Consider the following 21305-nt stretch of genomic DNA (forward strand, 5'->3'; position numbering starts at 1 on the left):
CGCTTCGGCCGCGGGCGGCCTCGGGCTACTCGACCGGCGCAGGCCGCCCTCGCCTCCGCGCCCCCGCGCTGATCGAGTAGTCGCGCGACGAAGGCGCCGACGTATCGAGACCACCGCAGTTACGCCAAGATAGTCGCATCACACGATCAGCGATAGGAGCGCCATCTTGCCCGCAGCGAGCAATCTGACCGAATACCTCAGCAGCCTCCCCGCCGATCGACGTGACGCATTCGCCGGCCTGATGTCCGCAACCGCAGCGGTGCCCGTGCCTCCGTCGAACAACTCCTTCGTTTTTCTTGCCGGGCAGACCACGCACCCCGAATATGACGACGCCGAGACTGTGTTCTGGAAGGCCGTCGAGCAGCTGCAGCTGCCCAACGCCGTCAGGGACGGTGAGTTGCCTCTGGTCTACTGGGGTTTCCACTCCATCGACCTGTTGCTCCGCCGCCGCTCGAACGGCATTCTCGTCACCGATCGCACCGTCTACCTCGACGACGTGGGCCACAGCTCAGCCCAGTTCGCGACCGAGAGCATCGACCCCGCCGCCATTCGGGTGGCGGGCGAATCGCTCGAGCTGGGCGGCGCATCCATCGGTCTCGCGCAGATCGCCAAGATGCTCGAGCCGACAACCGCTGTGGATGCCGCCGCCGACCTTTCCGCCGTCATCACGGCAGTGCAGGCGGCGGGCGCCACCGTCACCGGCTACGGGAGTGCGGCCAGCGCCGAGGCAACCCAGACCGTGGAGCAGCTCGTGCTCGCGAGCCGCATGAGTTCCGACTTCCGGATTCCTTCGCGCCCGAAAGACGTCAAGGCGCTGAACAAGTTGTCGGCCAAGTGGAGCCTTCCCGCCGACGAGGTGCTGCTCGTCTCGCTGTCGAGCGCGACGTTCGCGGGTGTCTACGGCATCGCCATCACGAACAAGGCGGTGTACTCCAAAGACCTCATGGAGCCGCTGTTCCGCACCGCGTTGGAAGACGTCGAGGGCTTCGTCTGGGAGGCCGAGACGAAGACCTTCCGGGTGTCGAACGATCACGCGGCCCCGACGCATCCGGCCATCACCGACGACAACCGCGACTACGCGGCGAACCTGCTGCACGACCTCGCCCGCGCGGCTGCCCGCGAATAGAGGCCGCTACTCCGGCCCAGTAGTACCCCGCGCGGACAACATGTACCGGCGCACCGGGCACTACTGTCCGCGCGGAGTACTACTGGCGCGTGTGCGCCGATCGAGTAGCGGCTGAGGAACGAACCCGCGTCCTGAGTTACGCTTCTCGAGGCTTCGACGCGGCTCGAGCGCGCGCTCGTGTCGGGCCGCCCAGTTCTCAACCCGGCAACCGACGACGCCGTCCTCTCGGGCGCCGTTGCTGTACCGATCGATCCCTTCCAGGAGTAAGCGAGTAAGCATGGAGAGCAACACCGGCAATCCACTCGTCGTGGAGTTCGACGGCGAACGGCACGAGCTGCTGTGGCCGCCGGCCGTGCCGCTCGCCGTCTTCTTGAAGTCCCGTGGCATCAAGGTTCCCTACGCGTGCGGAGAGGGCTTTTGCGGCGGGTGCATCGCGCGCCTGACCGGCGGCAACGTGACCATGGCCATCAACGAGATCCTCGACGACGACGACCTGGCGAACGACCTGATTCTCGGCTGCCAGGCAGTGCTCGACGGAGACGAGCCCATCTCGGTCCGCTACGACTGAGCGTCGCCCCCGAGAAGCACCGCTCTGCGCTGATCGAGTAGCGGCGCGACGAAGGAGCCCGCGTATCGAGATCACCAGCGTGGTCTCGATACGGTCGCTGAGCGACCTACTCGACCAGCGCAAGGAATCTAGTCGAGCAGCAGCGCCGGCTCCTCGATGATGCTCGCGACGTCGGCCAAGAACCGGCTCGCCACATCGCCATCGACAACGCGGTGATCGAAGCTCGCACCCACGGTCGTCACGAAGCGCGGACGCACCTCGCCGTCGACGACCCACGGCTTCTGCTTGATCGTTCCCAGAGCAACGATCGCAACCTCGCCCGGGTTCAGAATCGGCGTGCCCGTGTCCATGCCGAACACACCGATGTTCGTGATGGTGATCGTGCCGTTGGCCTGATCCGCCGGCGAGGTGCGCCCCTCGCGCGCGGTCAGCGTGAGCTGCTCCAGCGCCGTGGCGAGCTCGAGCAGCGACATGTCCTGCGCATCCTTGACGTTCGGAACGATGAGCCCGCGCGGCGTCGCAGCGGCGATGCCCAGGTTCACGTAGTTGCGAACCGTGATCTCCTTGTCGCCCCACGCGGAGTTCACCATCGGGTTGCGGCGCACGGCCCAGATCATCGCGCGCGCCATGATCAGCAGCGGCGAGACCTTCACGCCCGTGAAGTCGGTCGACGTCTTCAGACGCTTCACGAACTCCATGGTGCGCGTGGCGTCGACGTCGACGAACAGGCTCACGTGCGGCGCCGAGAACGCGGAGTGCGTCATGGCCTTCGCGATCTGCTTGCGCACGCCCTTCACGGGAATGATCTCTTCACGCGTGTCGGCCCACTGCGGCGTCTCGATGTTGTGGAACACCTTCGCCTGCTCCGCGTGACGCACCACGTCGGCACGAGTGATGTCGCCGATGGGGCCCGTGGGCTGCACCTCACCGAGGTTCACGTCGAGGTCTTTGGCCAGCTTGCGAATCGGCGGCTTGGCGATGATCGGTAGGCCGGTCAGCACGGGCATGCGCGGGGCGCGGGTTGCGGATGCCTGCGGCTGGCCACCCGAGACGGGTGCAGCGGATGCCGTGGCCGGCTTGGCCCCGGCCGCTGCGGCACCGCCAGCGCGGCTGGGCCGGCGGCTGGCGACGTGGCCCTTGATGCCGTACCCGACCAGGACCGCGCCCGAGGAGCTGTCTGATTCCTTTGAGACGCTGGCGGCGGCATCCGCTCGCACCTGCTCGGCCTCGACGACCGCGGGCGACGACACGGCCGCGGGAGCGACGTGGTGAGCGGTCGGCGCCGGTGCCGCGGGAACCGAGGCCGGTGCGGAGGCGGGCATGGAGGCCGCGGTGATCGGCGTCTCGAAGCCGGGAACGGGCGCGGGCGCGACCGCACCGGAGCCGGAGGAGGAGACGCTGATGATGGGCGTTCCCACGTCGACGGTGTCGCCCTCGGCTACGAGCAGACCCTCGACGACGCCCTCGAACGGAGAGGGCAGCTCGACGAGCGACTTGGCGGTCTCGATCTCGACGAGCACGTCGTTGATGGCGACGGTGTCACCGGGGGCGACGCGCCAAGAGACGATCTCGGCCTCGGTGAGGCCTTCGCCGACGTCGGGGAGGTTGAAGTGCGAGGTGGTCACGATGCCATCCTTTGCTTGTTTTCGTTCCCTGAGCCTGTCGAAGGGAAGTGCGGGACGTTCCCTTCGACAGGCTCAGGGAACGGGAGGTCTAGAACGCCAGCGACCGGTCGACCGCTTCGAGGATGCGGTCGACGTCGGGCAGGTACAGGTTCTCGATACGAGGAGCCGGCATGGGAACGTCGAAGCCCGACACCCGGATCACCGGAGCCTGCAGCGAGTAGAACGCCCGCTCGGCGACGGTGGCCGCGATCTCGGATCCGACGCTGACGAAGCCGGCGGCCTCCTGGCACACCACCAGGCGGCCTGTCTTGGTGACCGAGTCGAGAATGGGCGTGTAGTCGACCGGGCTCAGAGAGCGCAGGTCGATGACCTCGAGGCTCACTCCCTCGGTGGCGGCGAGCTCAGCGGCCTGCAGCATCATGGTGACCATGGCGCCGTGACCGACCAGGGTCGCATCCGTGCCCGTGCGCGCGACGCGACTGGCGTGGAGGGGCGAGGCCGAGGCATCCAGTTCGACCGGGCCCTTGGGCCAGTAGCGGCTCTTGGGCTCGAAGAAGATCACGGGGTCGTTCGACTCGATCGACTCCTGGATCATCCAGTAGGCGTCGTTGGGGGTCGACGGGCTGACCACGCGCAGACCGGCCGTGTGAGCGAAGTACGCCTCGGGGCTCTCCATGTGGTGCTCGATCGCGCCGATGTGGGCGCCGTAAGGAATGCGGATGACCACGGGCATGCGCAGTGTTCCGCGCCCACGGTTGGTGAGCTTGGCGAGCTGCGTGGTGATCTGGTTGAAGGCCGGGTAGACGAAGCCGTCGAACTGGATCTCGCAGACGGGCCGGTAGCCGCGCAGGGCGAGGCCGATGGCGGTGCCGACGATGCCTGACTCGGCGAGGGGCGTGTCGAGCACGCGCGTGTCGCCGAACTCGGCTTTGATGCCCTCGGTCACACGGAACACTCCTCCGAGCGTTCCGATGTCTTCGCCCATGAGCAGTACTTTGTCGTTGTCGCGCATGGCTTTGCGCAGGCCCGCGTTGATGGCCTTCGCCAGCGGAAGTTCTTCGACGGCCATTACTTGTCTCCTCCGAACGACGCCTCGTAGTTCGCCAGCCAGGCCTTCTGCTCGGTGATGAGCGGGTGCGGCTCGCTGTAGACGTGGTCGAACAGGTTGTCGATCGTGGGGTTGGGCAGCTCGAGCGTGCGGCGCCGGATGTCCGCCGCGAAGTCGGCCGCCTCTTGCTCGACGTCGGCGAAGAAGGCCTCGCTCGCACCCTTGTTCTTGAGGAACGTCTCGAAGCGCAGAATCGGGTCGCGGGCGACCCAGTGGGCCAGCTGCTCGTCGGTCTGGTAGCGGGTGGGGTCGTCGGATGTCGTGTGGGCGCCGATGCGGTACGTCATGGCCTCGATATAGCTGGGCCCCAGACCGTTACGGGCGTCGTCGAGGTGTTTCGCCGAGACGGCGTAGCTGGCGAGAACGTCGTTGCCGTCGACCTGCACGCTCGGAATGCCGAAGCCGCGCGGGCGCAGGTAGAGGGGAACGCGCGACTGCGTGGCGACCGGAACCGAAATGGCCCACTGGTTGTTCTGCAAGAAGAAGACGGTGGGCGTCTGGTAGCTGGCCGCGAAGACCATGGCCTCGTTGACGTCGCCCTCACTGGTGGAGCCGTCGCCGAAGTAGACGACCACGGCGGTGTCGGTGTCGGGGTTGCCCGTGCCGACGGCGCCGTCGAAGTTGACTCCCATGGCGTAGCCCGTGGCGTGCAGCGTCTGCGTGCCGAGAACCAGGGTATAGCCGTGGAAGTTGCCGTTCTTGGGGTCGTTCACGTCCCACCCGCCGAGGGTGGTGCCGCGCATCAGGCCGACGATGCCCATGAGGTCGACGCCGCGGATTTTCGCGACGACGTGCTCGCGGTAGCTCGGAAAGATGTGGTCTTGCGCGCGCGTTGCGCGGGCCGATCCGACCTGCGCGGCCTCTTGTCCGTGGCTCGGCGGCCACAGGGCCATCTGCCCCTGGCGCTGCAGGTTTGTGCACTCGGTGTCGAAACGTCGGATGACGAACATGTCGCGATAGAACTGCTCGTGCTGAGCGTCGCTGAGCGCCTCTATATAGGGCAGGTACTCGTCGCTCCCGGCGCTGGGAGCGAAGGTGCCGTCTGTGGCCAGGAACTGAACCGCGGGCGGAGGAGTGGTCATGGATGAACCCTCTTGTCTTTCGCTTGTATGCCTACGCTATCGGGTGCGTCGAGGGGCCATCTGAGAGGGTAGCCACAAGCTTTGACGACACAGCGATGAGTTTCTCTACAGATTCGTGCTCGCCGATCGAAATGCGCACTCCTTCGGGGTGGAATGCGCGCACGACTATTCCATTTTCGGCATATACCTCGGCGGCGTGGGCCGTGTGCTCGCCGGTGGGCAGCCAGATGAAGTTTCCCTGCGGCTTCGGAGCGTCCCACCCCTGGTCGATGAGCGCGGCCCAGAGGGCGTCGCGGCGCTCGGCGATGTCTACGACTCGCTCGTTAAGTTGAATGTCGTCGCCCAGGCTCACGACGGCGGCGTGCTGCGCCTGGTCGGTGATTCCGAGCGGAATAGCGGTCGTGCGGGCGGCCTGCAGGATAGCGGCAGGTCCGATGCCGTAGCCGACGCGCAGGCCGGCCAGCCCGTAGGCCTTGGAGAAGGTGCGCAGAACGACGAGGTTCGGGTAGTGGCCGAGCAGGGCGGCGCCGTCGACGGCATCCTCATCGGTCACAAATTCGGCATAAGCCTCGTCGAGAATCACGAGCAGATCGCTCGGAACGGCATCCATGAACTCTTCGAACTCGGTCTGGGTGACGATCGTTCCGGTGGGGTTGTTGGGGCTGCACACGATGATCAGCCGAGTTCGATCGGTGATGGCGTCGAGCATCGCCGGCAGGTCGTGCCGATGGTCGTCGGTGTTGGGAACCTTGACGCTGACCGCGCCGGTGAGGGTGGGCATCCAGGGGTAGGCCTCGAACGAGCGCCACGAGTAGACGACCTCGTCACCTGCGCCGGCCGCCGCCTGCACCAGCTGCACGAGAAGGGAGACCGACCCGGCCCCGATAATAACCTCGTCGGCGCTCACGCCGAACCGCTCTGCCAGCTTGGCGGTGAGGTCGGGCGCGGCGGCATTCGGATAGCGATTGAGCGAGGCGCTCGCCTTCTCTACGGCCTCGAGCACCCCGGGCAGCGGAGGAAAGGGGTTCTCGTTGCTGGAGAGCTTGAACCCTCCCTCTATAGAGGTGCCCTGCTTATAGGGGGGCAACGCGAGGATTTCGGGACGCAGCTTGACGGGGGAAACGGGAGAGTCGCTCACTGGGTCAGTCTATGTTGCGGCGTTCCGCTGGTCAGTAATGAGTCAGCGTTAGAACTCGACCGGCGCGAGAATTCCTTGGAGCGCATCTTGGACTCATCACCCGGAGGCCACTCCTTCACCCGTTCTCTTGTCACTTGCCGACGCCAGCAGATGAGTCGCCGTTGTCAAAATCGGCTAACTCCTTCCGTTCCGAGTCACCCTGGTCGTTCGCGAAGCCATCCCAAAGCAGATTTGCATCGAAGACCAGAGATAAGGCGACGGCTTTCTTGTCCTGGCGCAGGCCCCGGGATGTGAACCGGTCGATGACGGGCAGCGAGAGAACCTCGTCGACTTCGAGGAGAAGCGAAGCGGTCTGCTAGACCCGGAGGGCGAGACGGGCGGTGATCAAGTGGAGTTGCTTCCCCGAGTAAGTGCTGAACGGTGCGGCGGCGCGGACGGCAGCCTGGACGAACTCGTGGATCTGTGTTCAGTATTCGTGGGGAGTCGGGGGCGTAGACGTAGTGGTCGGCGGTTGTAATGGGCACCAACTGGAAGGGATAGCAGCAATCGTCTTGATGTGGCCGCGGGTGGGGCTACCCCTTCGTAGCACGAGAGGGGTCTGGGCGATGGCGTCTCGCCGCTGTCAGCGTCGTTCGCCTCGATCGAATTGAGCGTTCGCTGCTCTGCCGGTAGCCGACCTTGTCGATGGGCTTCTCCACCGGCCGATCACGAACTTACTGACGTACTTATCAACGTACTTATCAACGTACTTATCAACGTACTTATCAACGAACTTGGCGACGAACTTAACAACGAACTTGGCGACGAACTTAACAACGAACTTATCGACAACACGATTACTTATCATTCCCGCCGTTCGCAGGCTGTACAGTACGAGCCATGGAAGCTGAAGCACTGCGGGGGCTTGTACGTCAGATGAAGGAAATCGGCGGCGAGCCGACGGAGATCGAAGCCAAAAGCGGCGCCAGCGGATACCCCAAGTCGGCCGTGGACACGATGGTCGCATTCGCCAACACTTCTGGCGGTGTGATCTTGATCGGCATCGACGAAGAGTCCGGATTCAGCATCGTGGGCGTACCCGATCCGGCGCAGTACCGCGACGCGGCAGTAGGACAAGCGCAAGACGCCATCGATCCGCCGATCCAGATCGACGTCGAATTCGTCGAACTAGATGGGAAGCAGATCGTCGTCATCGACGTCCCAGAAACGTCCCCCGAGCAGAAGCCAGTCCATCTCAAATCGAAAGGACCGACCACTGGGGCCCTGATTCGCAGTGGAGACGGCGATCGAAGGATGACTCCAGCTGAGATCGGTTTGCTCTACGCCTCTCGATCTCAGCCGATCTTCGACCGAACCCCGGTGCTGCAAGCCTCTGTCGACAATCTCGCCTTCGGAGCCGTTGCCCGCACCTTGGAACGGGTCCGGGCCGGCACTCCGGCGTTGCGGCAGATGGATGACGAGCGAATGATGCGGCAACTCGGAATCACCGTCGAAACAGACGACGGCGTCTTCCCGACGCTCGGCGGATTCCTCACCTACGCCGACTTCCCACAGCAATACTTCCCCCAACTAATGGTGTCGTTCGTTGCTTACGGAGATGGAGCGGAGACTGAAACTCGCTTCGTGGACAACCTCACAATTCGCGGTTCCATCCCCGCGATGGCCGCCGAAGCGGTCGCCGCGGTGCGGAAACACCTCAGCGTGAGAACGGTCGTGACCGGTGACGGGCGCGAGGAGCGGCTGGAGTACTCCATGACGGCAGTTCGGGAGGCCGTTGTGAATGCCCTGCTCCACCGCGATTACAGCCCAATCACTCAAGGCACGCAGGTCCACATCGAGCTCTACCCGGATCGGCTAGTGGTCCGCAGCCCCGGAGGGCTGTACGGCCCCATCTCGCCCGACGAACTGGGCAACGAAGGCCTGCTGTCGTCATCCCGAAACAGCGTACTGGCGTCACTGCTCTCCGATACCTACCTACCGGGATCAGACCGTCTGGTCGCCGAGAACCGAGCGACGGGCATTCAGACAATGATCCGCGAGGCAAAAGCTCGCGGACAGAACCGCCCGATTTTCATCTCCACCGTGACCCAGTTCACCGTTTCGATGAGTCACTCTGAGCTTCTTAGCCAAGACACGAGGGCATGGCTCAACAAGATCGGCGGGCCGTGGCCGACGCCGACTTATGACATCGCGTTGGCGATGATGCGAGCCGACTACGTTACCAACGAGATGCTCCGGCAATGGGGCGTCGACCGTATCGAGGCTGGAGCAGTGTTGCGCGACCTCGTCACCCGCGGAGCGGCCGTGAAAGAAGGTGGGCGCAAATTCGCGCGCTATGTGCTCTCCACGGAGCTTGCCAAACCCACCGGGGAACGGCCGGCAGATGCACCGATCGTCCAGTCCTTATCAACGACAGCCCTGCCGGTCTCACGCGCCGTGCTCGAAGGCCGCCGACGGGTGTTGGAACTTCTGCATACCCAGGGGCCCCTGGGGTCTTCCGAGATCAGCACCGCCACCGGACTCCACCGCGGCACCGTCATTGCCCGGCTGAACGAATTGTTGGACGAAGGGCTCCTCGTCGCGGAGGGGGCACCGCGAAGCCCGAAGCGTCGGTATTCCATGCCGCGCGTAGACGAGGGGTAGCTGTGCGAGCCTGACAGGCCTCGCGGGCGATACGTCGGCGCGGCTGACCCGCCCGCGGTGTTTCCGCGGATAGCGTCACCCGCCGTTTGACCAATTCAGCTTTCGACGAGTTCAATCTCATCGATCGCAAAAAGCCGAGTCTCGCCCGTCCACTCGAGGTGAACCCACCACGAAGGTTGGTTCCACGGCTCGGCGTGAACCTTCAAGCCCTTCGAGTAGGGAGTCGTGATCGACACCAAATGTCCGCGAAGGTCGATGCTCTTAACGCGGACGAACATTCTGACGGTGTAATCCGGTGGGGAGATCATGGGGTTCCTTTGATAGTTGGAAGTCGCACTAAGTAATATCGGCCGCATCGTGTTCCAACTCACGAATTCGTCTAGCGTCCCTACTCGGCTCAGATCCGACAGCCTCCGTTTATGGTCAAGGAGAACCGGGCGACCGACGAGGGCATTGCCAACAAAGCGTAGCCGCGCGGCTACGCTGCCTTCCGGGTAATCGTGAACATCGAGGCTCTCTCCAAACGCTCCGCCAGCCGACGAAAGTCGGCGGTGGTCAACGACCTCACCCGAAATGGGGCTGCTCATTGTTCCGGGCCGGGACACGAGCTATCACCGTTCAGATATCGCCCCAGACACATACCCTTCAACCGTGACCCACCTCTACCCTTCGGCAGCTGCACTCATTGGAGCCGCGCGCGCACCGGATCAAAATGGCGGAAACGTGGAGCGCCAGTCTGGGCGAAGAGCCGATGGACGTCAGCGTCATCGTCAACCCAGACGGCACCGGTCGAATCCTTGCTCACTCCGTTCTCGGAGCCGAAGCCCGCCGTGAGCTCACCACCCATTTCACAGCCTGCATCAGGGGGCTGTGGGCGACCCTCGACTCACTCGTCAGCGAGTCCGTCGAAATGTTCAGCGTCTTGAACCGTCCGCGGGACACCGACCGGCCACGGTTCTTCCCCATCGCCGACTCGAACGAGAGCTATCAAAGTCTCCTCGCCAGGTCCTGTATCGACGGAGTGACCGCAGACCAAGCCCGAATAATCAGCGCCAGTCAGCCCTTCCGCGAACTCCCAGACGGGCACCCCGCCGGACCGTATCAAGAAGCTCTGCGACGACTCATTAACTGGGGTAACGCAATCGACAACGGGGACCAGGTCGGTGCGTGGGCAACACCGGCAAATCCGCAGATCCTGGTTCGACCTCCGATGGCCCCCGCTTCGGTGACGATGGCGGAGCCCGGCGAGCTGACCGCGAACTTCACTGTCGCCGACTTCGCGATCTCCGGCTACGTCGACGGCGCCAACGTCGAAGGCTTCCCCGGAACGTACGTCGACCTCGGATTCGTGACCGAGTTCCACCCGGACGATCTCGACGACACATTCGACGCCCGCCTGTCCAGAGTGTTCGACGCCGTGACCGGCTTCATGCTGATGTTCACAGCCATGGCAGAAGCGGTTCCCGGGGCGAAAAAAATCTTGGCACCACCGAAGTATGCGACCCGAGAGCACTGGCAAAAGGCCTTCGGAAGTGCCCGGGACTGGACGTCGGGCGACCTCGACGCTCTGTCAGCTAGCGGGCCCGGAATGGGAGTAGTTACGGATGCGGACGAGTTGACTTTCGTCCTAGCCACAGCGGCCGGAGTTTTCGAAAGGGTTGTCCCCGACGCGACCCCACTCCGCTCGCTGGACCGCAGCGGGATCGCGGCCGAAATGGCAGTTCAAGATGCCGCTTCCACCTGGGGGCTCCCCGACTTCGTTTTCTCCCCCGTCGTCGAGCAGAAGGGCTCCGGAGTTCGGGAGATCGGTGACGGCATCCTCGTCGTCGGCAGGCGCGGCGCGATCGTCCAAGTGAAGACGCGGGAGGTCGCCGTCGGAACTCCGGAGCGCGAAGAGTCGTGGGTGAAGAAGCAGATCGCGATCGCCGGCCGCCAAGTGAAAGGGACAGCGCGACGGATGACCGCCGGCCCGACCGAGATGCAGAACGCTCGCGGTCGCGCGATCACCGTCGACGGCCCCAACATCGAGTGGGTCGGGGTAGTGATCGTCGAACACCCATCACCGCCGACCATCGACATCGATCCGGTCGAGATCGGACTTCCCTACCTCGTCTTGCTGCGCCGCGATTGGGAGTTCCTCTTCAGTCAACTTCGATCAACCTATGCGGTCGTCGACTACCTTCATCGCGTCGCCATGCCGACCGAGATATTGGGAGAAGAACCTCATCGGTACTTCGAGCTTGCCAAGGCCGACTCCGAAGCCGAACCGCGTTCGACTGATCCGAGGGCTGGAGAGTCCACAGTCCTACATTCGGTACCGCTCCTTCCCACTGCACCGGTCGGCGACGAAGATCTCGAAGCCCATGAGATCTTGCGTCGACTCCTGGAGGAAATCGCGAACTCGGAAATTGGAGACGGCGACGAAACGATCCGGCAGCGCGTTCTCGCTTCGATCGACAGTCTCCCGGTCGGGTACAGAACTGATCTCGGCGAATACCTGCTGAACGCATTGGCAGAACTCCGGTCGAAAGCGCCAGGAACCGCCTTTTGGGCCGCGCGCACATTCCTCAGCGAAGAGGGACACGACCAGCTCGGCTTCGCCGTCGCGTCGGGATTCAACGAGTCCACCCGCGCGGTCTTCAACCAGTGGCTCGTCGAGAAGCACGACAAGCGGCGCGAGTCCGAGAACATAGACAACGCGACTTCGATCGGAGTGTTGATCACACCGAGATCGGACGGATTCCGAGACTGGGACACGTCGATGGCCGCCGTTCACGGTGGTGTTGAGTTGTCCGATGAAGAGAGAGGCCTTTTCGAGAAGATGTGGACGAGGCGGTAGCCCGTTCCAGCATCCGTGCGACAAGTCGCCGAGACGCCCCGGACCAATGTCGGCCGCCCATGAAATGCTCATCCACGAACAGATAACCCACCGATGACCATTTCTCGATCCGAGTCGTGTCATTCTTTGACTGAAGGGCATCCGACTGCGATCATGAACGACGACAAGATTTCGAACACAGCGCGCCTCTATGCGCCGACGTTATCTCGCGTGGAGGAGTAAGACTGTGGGCGCGCGAACAATTCACCCGTTCCCGGCACGGATGGCTCCCGAGATCGCTACGGACTATCTGAAAGTCCGTGAAGTCGGCAACAAGACTGCACTGTCGATCCTCGACCCGATGTGTGGATCGGGAACTGTGCTGTCCGTCGCCGCCGAGCGTGGTCACAACGCCATCGGGTTCGACGTCGACCCGCTCGCCGTGATGATGACCCGTGTCGCCACCCGACCCATCGCCACCGACCCGCTGCTCGATCAGGCGGAGCGACTCGTCGCCGCCGCTCAAGCGTCAACCCGTAAGAAAATGCGCTGGGAGGACAAGCAGACCCAGGCATTCGCGAAGTTCTGGTTCGGCGACAAGCAGCGTGTCGCCCTGAATCGGCTGTCTCTGGGTCTGGACCTCGTCGAAGATGAGGCCGTCCGCGAAACGCTCCAGATCGCGTTGAGCCGGATCATCGTCACCAAATCGCCGAAGGCTTCCTTGGCTGCCGATACATCTCACAGCCGCCCTCACCGGACCATCCAGAAGTCGACTTACGACGTCTACGACGGTTTCCTCCGCTCGGTCAAGGAACTAACCCGCCTCCTCGACAAGCGCGCAATGCCCGGCTCAGCCAAAGCCTTCCGCGGGGACTCCCGTGGTCTCGCCGACGTCCCGAACAACAGCGTCGACCTCGCCATCACCTCCCCGCCGTATCTCAATGCCATCGACTACCTCCGCGGGCACAAACTGTCCCTCATCTGGCTGGGCCACACGATCCCGGAGCTTCGCGACATTCGCTCCAACAGCATCGGCGCCGAGCGCGGGCTCGACGAGATACCCGCTGAACGAGTTCAGAACATGGTCGAGGTGATCAAGGCTTCGGCCTCCGACCCCAACGCCCTTCCCCTCCCCACGATCACCCGGTACGCCAAAGACGTCTGCGAGTTCGCGGACGAGCTGTACCGGGTTTCGCGAACCGGCGCCCAGGTCATAGCGGTGGTCGGCAACTCCTCCCTGAAGGGCAACTTCATCAGCAACGACGGAATGGTCCAGAAGGCCTTCGACGACGCAGGTTTCACCTTCCAAGAACGTGTCGAGCGGGATCTACCCGAGAACAGCCGGTACATGCCGATCAGCACCAGCGACAGCGCTTCGAGCATGGCCAAGCGTATGAGAACCGAAGTGGTTCTCACCGTTAAGAAGACCACTTAGCGGCCTTCGCGAACGTCGACTGTCTGCTCCTTCGATGCTTGGCATCGCCGCGGGGCGGTGGACGGCTCTAGGGTGATCCCTATGAGCCTTGCCACTTCGGCCTTCTACGAAGCCGGGTCGATCACCGACCACATCAATGTCGAGATCAGCTTCCAAGCCATTAAGTTGTTCTCCGAAGGCCTTTACAGCAGCCCGAACAAGGCGATCGAAGAGCTCGTCTCGAACGCGTTCGATGCTGACGCCACCTGCGTGCACACCGTGATGTCGGCGGACCGCGCCTCTGCGGACGCTTCGATCGCGATTCTCGACAACGGGACGGGGATGGACTCCAACGGGCTGAAGGTCCACTGGATTGTCGGCGAATCAGCGAAGAGCCAGAACCGGGTGACCGGCAAAGGGCGCCGCACGATCGGGAAGTTCGGAATCGGAAAGCTCGCCGCCTACGTCCTCGGAGACCGCCTCACCCACCTCACGAAATCCGACGGCAAGTACTACTCAACGTCGATGGACTTCACCGTCATCCCACCCTCCGGTTCCGCAGCCGGGCGCACTGCAGCGACAAGCGCCGATCCGGTAAGCCCCGTCCAGCTCGACCTCCGCGAACTCACCGAGCAGGAAGCCCGCGAGGCGGCCGGCGCCTGGCTGACTGACGCAAACGGCCGCCCTGGACTGCAGCTCTTCGGCGACGGCGCCGAGGATAGCTGGACCATCGCGATCATCACCGACCTCAAGGAGATGGCCACGGATCTCTCCGTCGGAACGCTCCGATGGGTGCTCGCCACCGCCATGCCGCTCCGGGATGACTTTGCGCTCTACCTCAACGGCAAGCCGGTCGATCCGTCGAAAGCCGGAGTGGACAAAATCGGGACGTACACGATCGGCAGCGACATCCTAAAAATCCCCCAGCCGGCGCCTCAGGAACTCGAGGTCGAACTCAACGAAGATTTCGATGAAAGCGACTACCACCACTGGTCGCTCACGGACTCGGTGCTCGGCCCTGTCACCGGGTACCTGGACGTTTTCCAAGATCCCATCGACTCCGGCAAGTCGGAGAACATCGGTCGAAGCAATGGCTTCTTCGTCTACGTGAACGGGCGCCTCATCAATGAGGAAGACGCCGGATTCGGAATCGACCGCAACAGCCTCAGACACGGAACGTTCTCACGCTTCCGTTTGGTGATCAACCTCGACCGGCTCGACGAAGAACTCCGATCATCTCGGGAAACCCTTCGCGCCGGCGCTCCCGTCGAGCGCGCCCGCGAAATACTCCGCGGTCTCTTCAATCTGGCCCGAGCGAAGCTCGAATCGTTCGAAGCCGCCCAGGACCTTGAACGTCGCGCTTCCCAGCGATTTGCTGACAGCCCCGCCAGCCTCACGGAGCGCCCGCTTCTACGAATGGCTGTCGACTCCTACACCGAGCGATACCAGCCCCGTCATATCGTGCCCATCGACAAGACTGCGTACCCCACCGAGGAAGCGCTCGTCGAACACATCGAGGAACGCATCGAGTCCGGTGCTGGCCTGATCGGCGAAGTCGTCTACGAAGACATCGGAACGCTCGTGCCGATGGCGGTCCTCGATGCGACCACCGGCAAGCTTTCCATCAATCTCGACCACCCCTTCGTCGCCCACTTCTCCGACGAGTTCAACGACCCCAAGAAGAATCTCCCGCTCGAGCTGTTTGCCGCAGCCGAGGTGCTTCTCGAAGCCGAACTGAACGACGCGAACATCGGCCCGTCCGCCGTATCGTCCGTTCTCGACCAACGCGACGCCCTCCTGCGCCACCTAGCCCGGTCATCGGGCGCCCGGAACTCGCTCACCGTTGCTCAAGCGCTGCTGAACGCAGTCTCCAGCGCGAAAGGTCTAGAGCTGGCAGTGGTCGACGCCTTCCAACAGCTGGGCTTCGAAGCAATCCACAAAGCCAAGACAGGCGAAGCGGACGGACTTGCCGAAGCGCACCTTTCCGCGTCCGAGACCGGTCGGCAGCGCAGCTACCGGGTATCGCTTGAGGCCAAGAGCAAAGAGAAAGCGGGCGCGAAGGTCAAGAAGAGCGCTGTCGAAGTTTCGACGATCGTCCGTCATCGGGACGACTTGAACTGCCAGTACGCGCTCGTCGTCGGGCCGGATTTCGAGACCGGAGCTGACAATCTGGGAGCGGTCGTCCGAGAAATCCAAACGGATCTCCTCGCCCATCCCGACAAGCGGATCACCCTTATGAGGGTCCGTGACCTCGCGCGACTAGTCCGCATCTCTCCCGCCAAACGGTTGGATCTTGAGGTGCTCAGCCACCTCTTCCTCACCTGCCAGACTCCGGACGAAGCCGCGGAATGGGTGGATGCTCTCGAGCAGTCGTCGCCGCCGCCGAGCCCACACCCGCAGATCGTCGAAATGGTCTGGGAGTTGCAGCAGGAGGTCAAGGACCACACCGTCCAATACCCGGCCTTGATGACGGCCCTCCGCTATAAGAAAAACTTGACGATCTCAGAACATGACCTGAAGTCCGAGTGTCTCGCGTTGAGTCGTATGGCGCCCAACCAATTCGTCGCCCTCGACGACCGGGTGGAGCTGAACATCAAGCCGGAAACCTTGCTCGCAACCATCCACGCCTATATCGACGCCCTGCCGGACCTTGACGAAGAGCAGTAGGTCTACGCCTGCATCGGCCGACGCTTGACCGAGCGGACGAGGGCGTCGTGGAATGGCACCTCTGGATAGTTCGAGTGGGTGAACCGGTGCCAGCGCGACGGGTGCAAGGGCCGTCCTCCGACGGTCCAGACCGGAAGGTTTCGGGCGTCAATCAGTTTCTCGGCCCAACTGATTTGCTCGCGGAAGTGCATCCGCGCCTGTCCCGCCGGCTCTTGACCGCCATACGCGAGCATCACCGCTGTGCAACGGTCCATCGCATCGACGATCGCCGGTCGAGCGTCCAGCCAACCATCCGCATCGACTCCGGCCTCGGAGATTTCGCCGGTGCGGTAAGTCGGTATCGAGAACAAGTTCGCCGTCACCGTTTCTTCGATTCCGACCAGCGTCTGCAGCAACTCCACTCGACGGCGCGTGCGATCGCCAGTCGTAGTCGAGGGCGGGTTCGACATCAGGACGAGGAGAATTGTGCCCGGCTGAGACAGCGCGTGCGCCGGGTTCTCGGACAGTTTGGATTCGCCCACACCTGAGGTTACTCAACCGGGGGGGCGCTCGGCGGAATAACCGTGACGACGCGTCGCGATAATCATAATTTGGGGCATAATGTCCCTTGCCCGGCCTGCGAGACGACGTCTCCAGAGATGGCCGGGCGACGGACATCCGAGGACGAGCCCGCGCCTTCGGCACGAGAGGATCAAGGATGACCACCACCGCGAATGACTTCGACATAAACGACTTTCTGGGTGCCGAGATTGAGCACTCCAAAGTCGGCCGGCTCGCCCGCCAGTACGGCCGCATCACGGACAAGGGCCAGAGCACCGAAAGCATCAAGTCGGCCGTCGACGCGGCGATCGAGAACATCCAGGTCCACAGAGCCCGGTCGTTCGTCATCTACGGGGAGCCGCAGAGCGGCAAGACAGAGATGATGATCGCTTTGACTGCTGCGCTCCTCGACGTCGGCAAGCGGATCATCATCGTTCTCACCAACGACAGCGTTCAACTGCTCGAGCAGAACATCACTCGCTTCCAGCACTCCGGCCTCGACCCAGCCCCGAAGAATTTCTCCGAAATCCTCGACCCGGCAGTGAAGATCACCGGCCGCGACTGGGTCATCTTCTCGAAGAAGAACCAGAGCGACCTAGACAAGCTCTTGCAGAAGATCTCCAAGCACCCGAACCGCGTGATCATCGACGACGAGGCCGACTACGCGACGCCGAACGGGAAGGTCAACCGTGCCGAGAAGACGCGGATCAACGACCTTGTTGAGAAGCTGATCGGTGCGGACGGAATTTACATCGGAGTCACCGCGACCCCGGCGCGCCTCGACTTGAACGCCACGTTCGAGAATGAGAACACCCGGTGGGTAGACTTCCCGCCTCATCCCTTCTATACCGGCCAGGACGTGTTCTTCCCGACGACGAAGGAGGGGATGGACAACCTCCAGTACGGGTTGATCCGAATGCCCGACAGCCGCGACGATGCGAAGTATCTGCGGGAAGCGTTGCTCAGCTTCTTGGTGAATGTCGCATTCCTGAACCTCACCGGGCAGCGCCCCGGCAACTACTCGCTGCTAATCCACACCAGCGGCAAGAAGGCTGACCACACCGTCGACTACGAGGCGGTGACGAAGATCTTCGGGATCCTCGCCGACGCAACATCAACCAAGTATGAGGCGACGACGCGCGAGCTCTTCGACCTGGCCAAGGGACGGTACGGTGATCTCGCCACGGAACTCACGCGCTTCGTGCTGCGGTCGATCAACCAGAACAACGTCGTTGTCATGAACAGCAACTCGGACCGGTCGCAGTCCAGTTACGCCAAGGTGACCACCCCCGCGGCTCTGTTCACTGTGGCCATCGGCGGCAACATCGTCTCCCGCGGCGTCACCTTCGACAACCTACTGTCCATGTTCTTCACCCGCGACTCCGCTCACAAGATTCAGCAGGACACCTACATCCAGCGCGCCCGGATGTTCGGAAGCCGCGGGGCGTACCTGGAGAGCTTCGAGCTGTACATCCCCGGCTCCCTCTACGACGACTGGCAGCGGTGCTTCGTTTTTCACAAGCTGTCTCTTCGCCAGATTCGGAGCGGATCCGGAGCTCCGCTGTGGCTGCAGGACAACCGTATCCAACCTGCGACGACCGCGAGCGTGAAGCTCTCTGCTGTCGACTGGCAGAGCGGAGAGATGACCTGGGAAATCTTCGAGCTCTCTCCTGACGTGGAGAAGATCATCGGGACCGGCGGCACCGGCATCAAACTGGTCAAGGCTCTGGCTGCCGCCGTGGGCAACGACGCGCTCCCCGACCACCTTGTCGAGTTCATCGAGAACTTCAGCCTCCACGGTTCGGAGTCCGTCGCTGTCCACCCGACCCGGCTCATCACAGCGAGCTATAAAACGGCGGACCCGGAAACCATCACCCGGGCGAAGGGCTTCATCGGGGCCAAGGAGATCGAGCGGGACGTCTACCCCCGCGCGATTCATCACCTCATGCTCTTCTCCAACGAGAAGGGGAATGCGCGCGTTTACTACAAGTACGCGCCGGCGGCGAACGACCCCAATGTCAACAGCCGCCGCCTGGCTTTCGTCGGGCGGAACGCGACCGTCTAGGTGATCGGGGAAAAGCTCCGTTACCACGGCGTCGCGCTGGCCCGCCTCGTCGCCGAGGCGGGCCAGGAGGTGACGATTCACGCGCTCAAGGACAGGTCCCACTGCGCCTATGCCGTCAACGACGACGTCATCTTCGTGAAGTACTCCACGAGTCGCCTCAGCCCGTGGAGGTTCGCCTTTTCCGACGACCAGCGCGCGGAGTTGGAAGAGCTGGCCTGCGAATACCCGGCGGTCTGGATCGTTCTCGTGTGCGGCCCCGAAGGGGTGCTGACGATCCCGTGGGCGGATGTGTTGACCGAGTTGCTGGGGGAGAACGACGAAGGCGCGTTCTCCCTGCAGGCGTCGCGGAAGCGGGGAGAGAAGTTCCGGCTGTCCGGTATTTGGGATGCACCGCTGGTCATTTCCGAGAAGGATTTCCCATCGCGGCTCTTCGATTAGTGGAAGTCGTAACCTGCTGCCTCGAGTGATGCCGGGGCCTCGCGCCACCGAGCGCGTGGCGGCGAGGAGATCGCAGTCCCGGCGAAGGGCAGTCGTTGGTCATTGTTAGTAACAGTCCTCCCCGTCGTTGCGCATGCCGACGAAATAGCCATACTCCCGAGGAGCATGGCTCAACTCAATTTGCATGGCCTCGATTCGTGCGGCACTACCTCCGCCCCAAGGTTGTGCCACTCTGCTGCAGGCGCCGCGCGTCACGGCGCGCGAGGATCGCAGCGTCTGGGCCCGTCGGCCCACAAACCTGCAGTAGATAGGCCGGAATGTTGATCGAAGAGAAGATGTGGCACCGGAAGCAAATCATTCAGTAGTGTTCCCACGTGACCGCCTCTGAAAACGCTATCCGGGATCTGCTCGCGACGCAGCTATCGCTGATCGAACCTGGCCTCAAACACGTGGCAAACAACTACCATCTTCGCAACCCGCACGGAGCTGACGGATTCGTCGACATTTTGGCACGCGACTCCACCGGCGCCTTCGTTGTGATCGAGTTGAAAAAAGCGAGCTCGACGTCTCGGCAAGCCGTCCATGAGATCGGAAAGTACGTCGATCTGCTCGGGCGAGATAAGGGACTCCGGCCCGAGATGATCCGCGCAATTATCGTGTCAACCGACTGGCATGAACTGCTGGTCCCGTTCAGCTATTACGTCCATCACAGCGACTTCGATCTCAGAGGGTTTCAGCTCGTTCTAGAGGCAGATGGGCTGACGCCAAGAGGGACTCTCGAAATGAGGGCGCTAAAAACCGCGACGCCTCGAAGCCTCACCGTGTCCCAGCGACGGATTGACGAGATACCGAAGGAGGACCTAACTACGACGTGGGACGCAGTGAAGGCGCGCCTCCACGACCTTCAGATCAACGATTTCGTCGGCCTGCATCTATCAATCGACGGGACACGGATGGTCGTCCTTGTGCTCGGCACGATCCTCTCGGAAGATTCTCGACAGCCAATGGGTGAGGTGCTACTGAGAGAGTCGGGTTTCGACGACGAGGACATCGAAAAGATGTCCACTGAAGAGCTCGTGCTTCTCGGAATCGAGTACGAGGGTCACCCGCTGAACGTCTGCTACCCGGAGAAGGTGAGCGCCCTGATCAACGGGCACGGTTGGACGATCAATCAAGTGGAGCGCTTCGGCGTCTTTGACGATGCCGACCTCTTCTCGGAGGCAGACATTCTGCAAGCGTGCGAAGGCTGGAGTGGCGGCCTCTCTACGCAATACTTCAATGGCAGAGCGCGCACAACGAACGTAACGCAATGGGCAGGATTTCGCGGATCCATTTCGATGGTGATCGCCGACTCACCCGGCTGGGTCGGTCCTGCCAGATTGTGGCTGGATCAGTTGCAGGGGGACGCGCCTCATTGGGACATCAGCACTAACGTGTACGACAATCACGACTTTCTCCAATCTCTTCTGCACGGGTACCGCGACCAACGATGGTTCGAACTGGTGCCGCAGTTCTCCCTGGCCGTGGAAGCTCACGATGGCAACGCATACGGGTTGTGGGGATATTTGCGTTGGGACGGCACCAGAGTTCATATAGTCGATGGGCTCCGCGCAGCCTATGCAAACATAGGAGAGTGGAGTGAACTTCGTGCCTACGACGGTCAGTCCGAGGCCAACAACAGACTCCTTAAAGCGTGGCATTTGACGTACGAGCTCTCCGAGAAGCGCGCCAACCAACCGCGACCCGAGATTTTATCCGAGCGGCATGGCGAATTGGTCAAGCGACTCGTCGAGAAGGGTGACGAACGAGAAGACATGATGATGGCGGTCGCAATGGTTGGCTTCATGGAAGCGCACGCAGACCAGCTCGACAAGCTCGTTGCATACCTTCAGCATCACGTGACAATCGATCCCGCTACAGCGACTCAAATGATCTTCTTCAACGGCCACGTAGATTCAGACTGGTATTGACGTCGACGTCCGACACTCGACGATGACGGACCGTGCACTTGCACTCAAGACGACGCACATCAACTGACCTCGCACTCCCTCACCAGGCGGCACGATACTCATT

The 21305-nt window shown here is 62.6% G+C and carries 14 protein-coding genes; 9 read left to right on the forward strand and 5 right to left on the reverse strand.

From position 1 onward, the window contains the following. The first annotated feature begins 166 nt into the window (after positions 1–166). The gene (locus tag B9Y86_RS14230) at positions 167–1126 is read left to right on the forward strand and encodes a hypothetical protein (protein ID WP_085487178.1); all 960 of its coding nucleotides are present in this window, start codon (positions 167–169) and stop codon (positions 1124–1126) included. A 277-nt stretch (positions 1127–1403) separates the two neighbouring features. Next, positions 1404–1694, forward strand: a complete 291-nt coding sequence (locus B9Y86_RS14235) for a 2Fe-2S iron-sulfur cluster-binding protein (RefSeq protein WP_085487180.1) — start codon at positions 1404–1406, stop codon at positions 1692–1694. Between the two features lie 128 nt (positions 1695–1822). Here B9Y86_RS14235 and B9Y86_RS14240 read toward each other — a convergent pair whose 3' ends face one another. From B9Y86_RS14240 to B9Y86_RS14255, 4 genes are all read right to left on the reverse strand, one after another. After that, positions 1823–3319 (reverse strand): dihydrolipoamide acetyltransferase family protein, encoded by a 1497-nt coding sequence (locus tag B9Y86_RS14240; protein WP_085487257.1) that lies wholly within the window; start codon positions 3317–3319, stop codon positions 1823–1825. Between the two features lie 88 nt (positions 3320–3407). Continuing rightward, positions 3408–4388: an alpha-ketoacid dehydrogenase subunit beta gene (locus B9Y86_RS14245; RefSeq protein ID WP_085487259.1), complete on the reverse strand. Its 981-nt coding sequence runs from the start codon at positions 4386–4388 to the stop codon at positions 3408–3410. After that, positions 4388–5509 (reverse strand): thiamine pyrophosphate-dependent dehydrogenase E1 component subunit alpha, encoded by a 1122-nt coding sequence (locus B9Y86_RS14250; RefSeq protein ID WP_085487261.1) that lies wholly within the window; start codon positions 5507–5509, stop codon positions 4388–4390. Before B9Y86_RS14250 ends, B9Y86_RS14245 begins: the two co-directional genes overlap by 1 nt. Positions 5510–5540: 31 nt before the next feature. Beyond that, positions 5541–6647 (reverse strand): histidinol-phosphate transaminase, encoded by a 1107-nt coding sequence (locus B9Y86_RS14255; protein ID WP_085487263.1) that lies wholly within the window; start codon positions 6645–6647, stop codon positions 5541–5543. An 879-nt stretch (positions 6648–7526) separates the two neighbouring features. On the opposite strand from B9Y86_RS14255, the gene B9Y86_RS14265 reads away from it, so the two are divergent. The 4 genes from B9Y86_RS14265 (at position 7527) to B9Y86_RS14285 (ending at position 16189) form a co-directional block, all read left to right on the forward strand. Then, positions 7527–9290 (forward strand): ATP-binding protein, encoded by a 1764-nt coding sequence (locus tag B9Y86_RS14265; protein ID WP_085487267.1) that lies wholly within the window; start codon positions 7527–7529, stop codon positions 9288–9290. A gap of 712 nt (positions 9291–10002) precedes the next feature. Further along, on the forward strand, positions 10003–12129 hold the full coding sequence (locus B9Y86_RS14275; protein WP_139824918.1) for a hypothetical protein: 2127 nt from the start codon (positions 10003–10005) through the stop codon (positions 12127–12129). 226 nt (positions 12130–12355) lie between these two features. Further along, positions 12356–13543, forward strand: a complete 1188-nt coding sequence (locus tag B9Y86_RS14280; protein ID WP_139824919.1) for a site-specific DNA-methyltransferase — start codon at positions 12356–12358, stop codon at positions 13541–13543. A gap of 81 nt (positions 13544–13624) precedes the next feature. Further along, positions 13625–16189, forward strand: coding sequence for an ATP-binding protein (locus B9Y86_RS14285; RefSeq protein ID WP_085487275.1), 2565 nt, complete (start codon positions 13625–13627; stop codon positions 16187–16189). Between the two features lie 2 nt (positions 16190–16191). Here the strand turns inward: B9Y86_RS14285 and B9Y86_RS14290 are convergent, their stop codons facing one another. Further along, complete coding sequence (locus tag B9Y86_RS14290) at positions 16192–16710, reverse strand: DUF1643 domain-containing protein (protein ID WP_085487277.1); 519 nt, start codon at positions 16708–16710, stop codon at positions 16192–16194. A gap of 176 nt (positions 16711–16886) precedes the next feature. Between B9Y86_RS14290 and B9Y86_RS14295 the strand changes: the two genes are divergently transcribed. The 3 genes from B9Y86_RS14295 (at position 16887) to B9Y86_RS14305 (ending at position 21202) form a co-directional block, all read left to right on the forward strand. After that, a complete protein-coding gene (locus tag B9Y86_RS14295) occupies positions 16887–18794 on the forward strand; it encodes a Z1 domain-containing protein (RefSeq protein ID WP_085487279.1) in 1908 nt (635 codons plus the stop codon). Further along, complete coding sequence (locus B9Y86_RS14300) at positions 18795–19232, forward strand: hypothetical protein (protein ID WP_085487281.1); 438 nt, start codon at positions 18795–18797, stop codon at positions 19230–19232. 374 nt (positions 19233–19606) lie between these two features. Continuing rightward, on the forward strand, positions 19607–21202 hold the full coding sequence (locus tag B9Y86_RS14305; protein WP_085487283.1) for an endonuclease NucS domain-containing protein: 1596 nt from the start codon (positions 19607–19609) through the stop codon (positions 21200–21202). Positions 21203–21305 lie beyond the last annotated feature (103 nt).

It is taken from the genome of Agreia pratensis, assembly GCF_900177685.1.
In the GTDB taxonomy this organism is placed as follows: domain Bacteria; phylum Actinomycetota; class Actinomycetes; order Actinomycetales; family Microbacteriaceae; genus Agreia; species Agreia pratensis.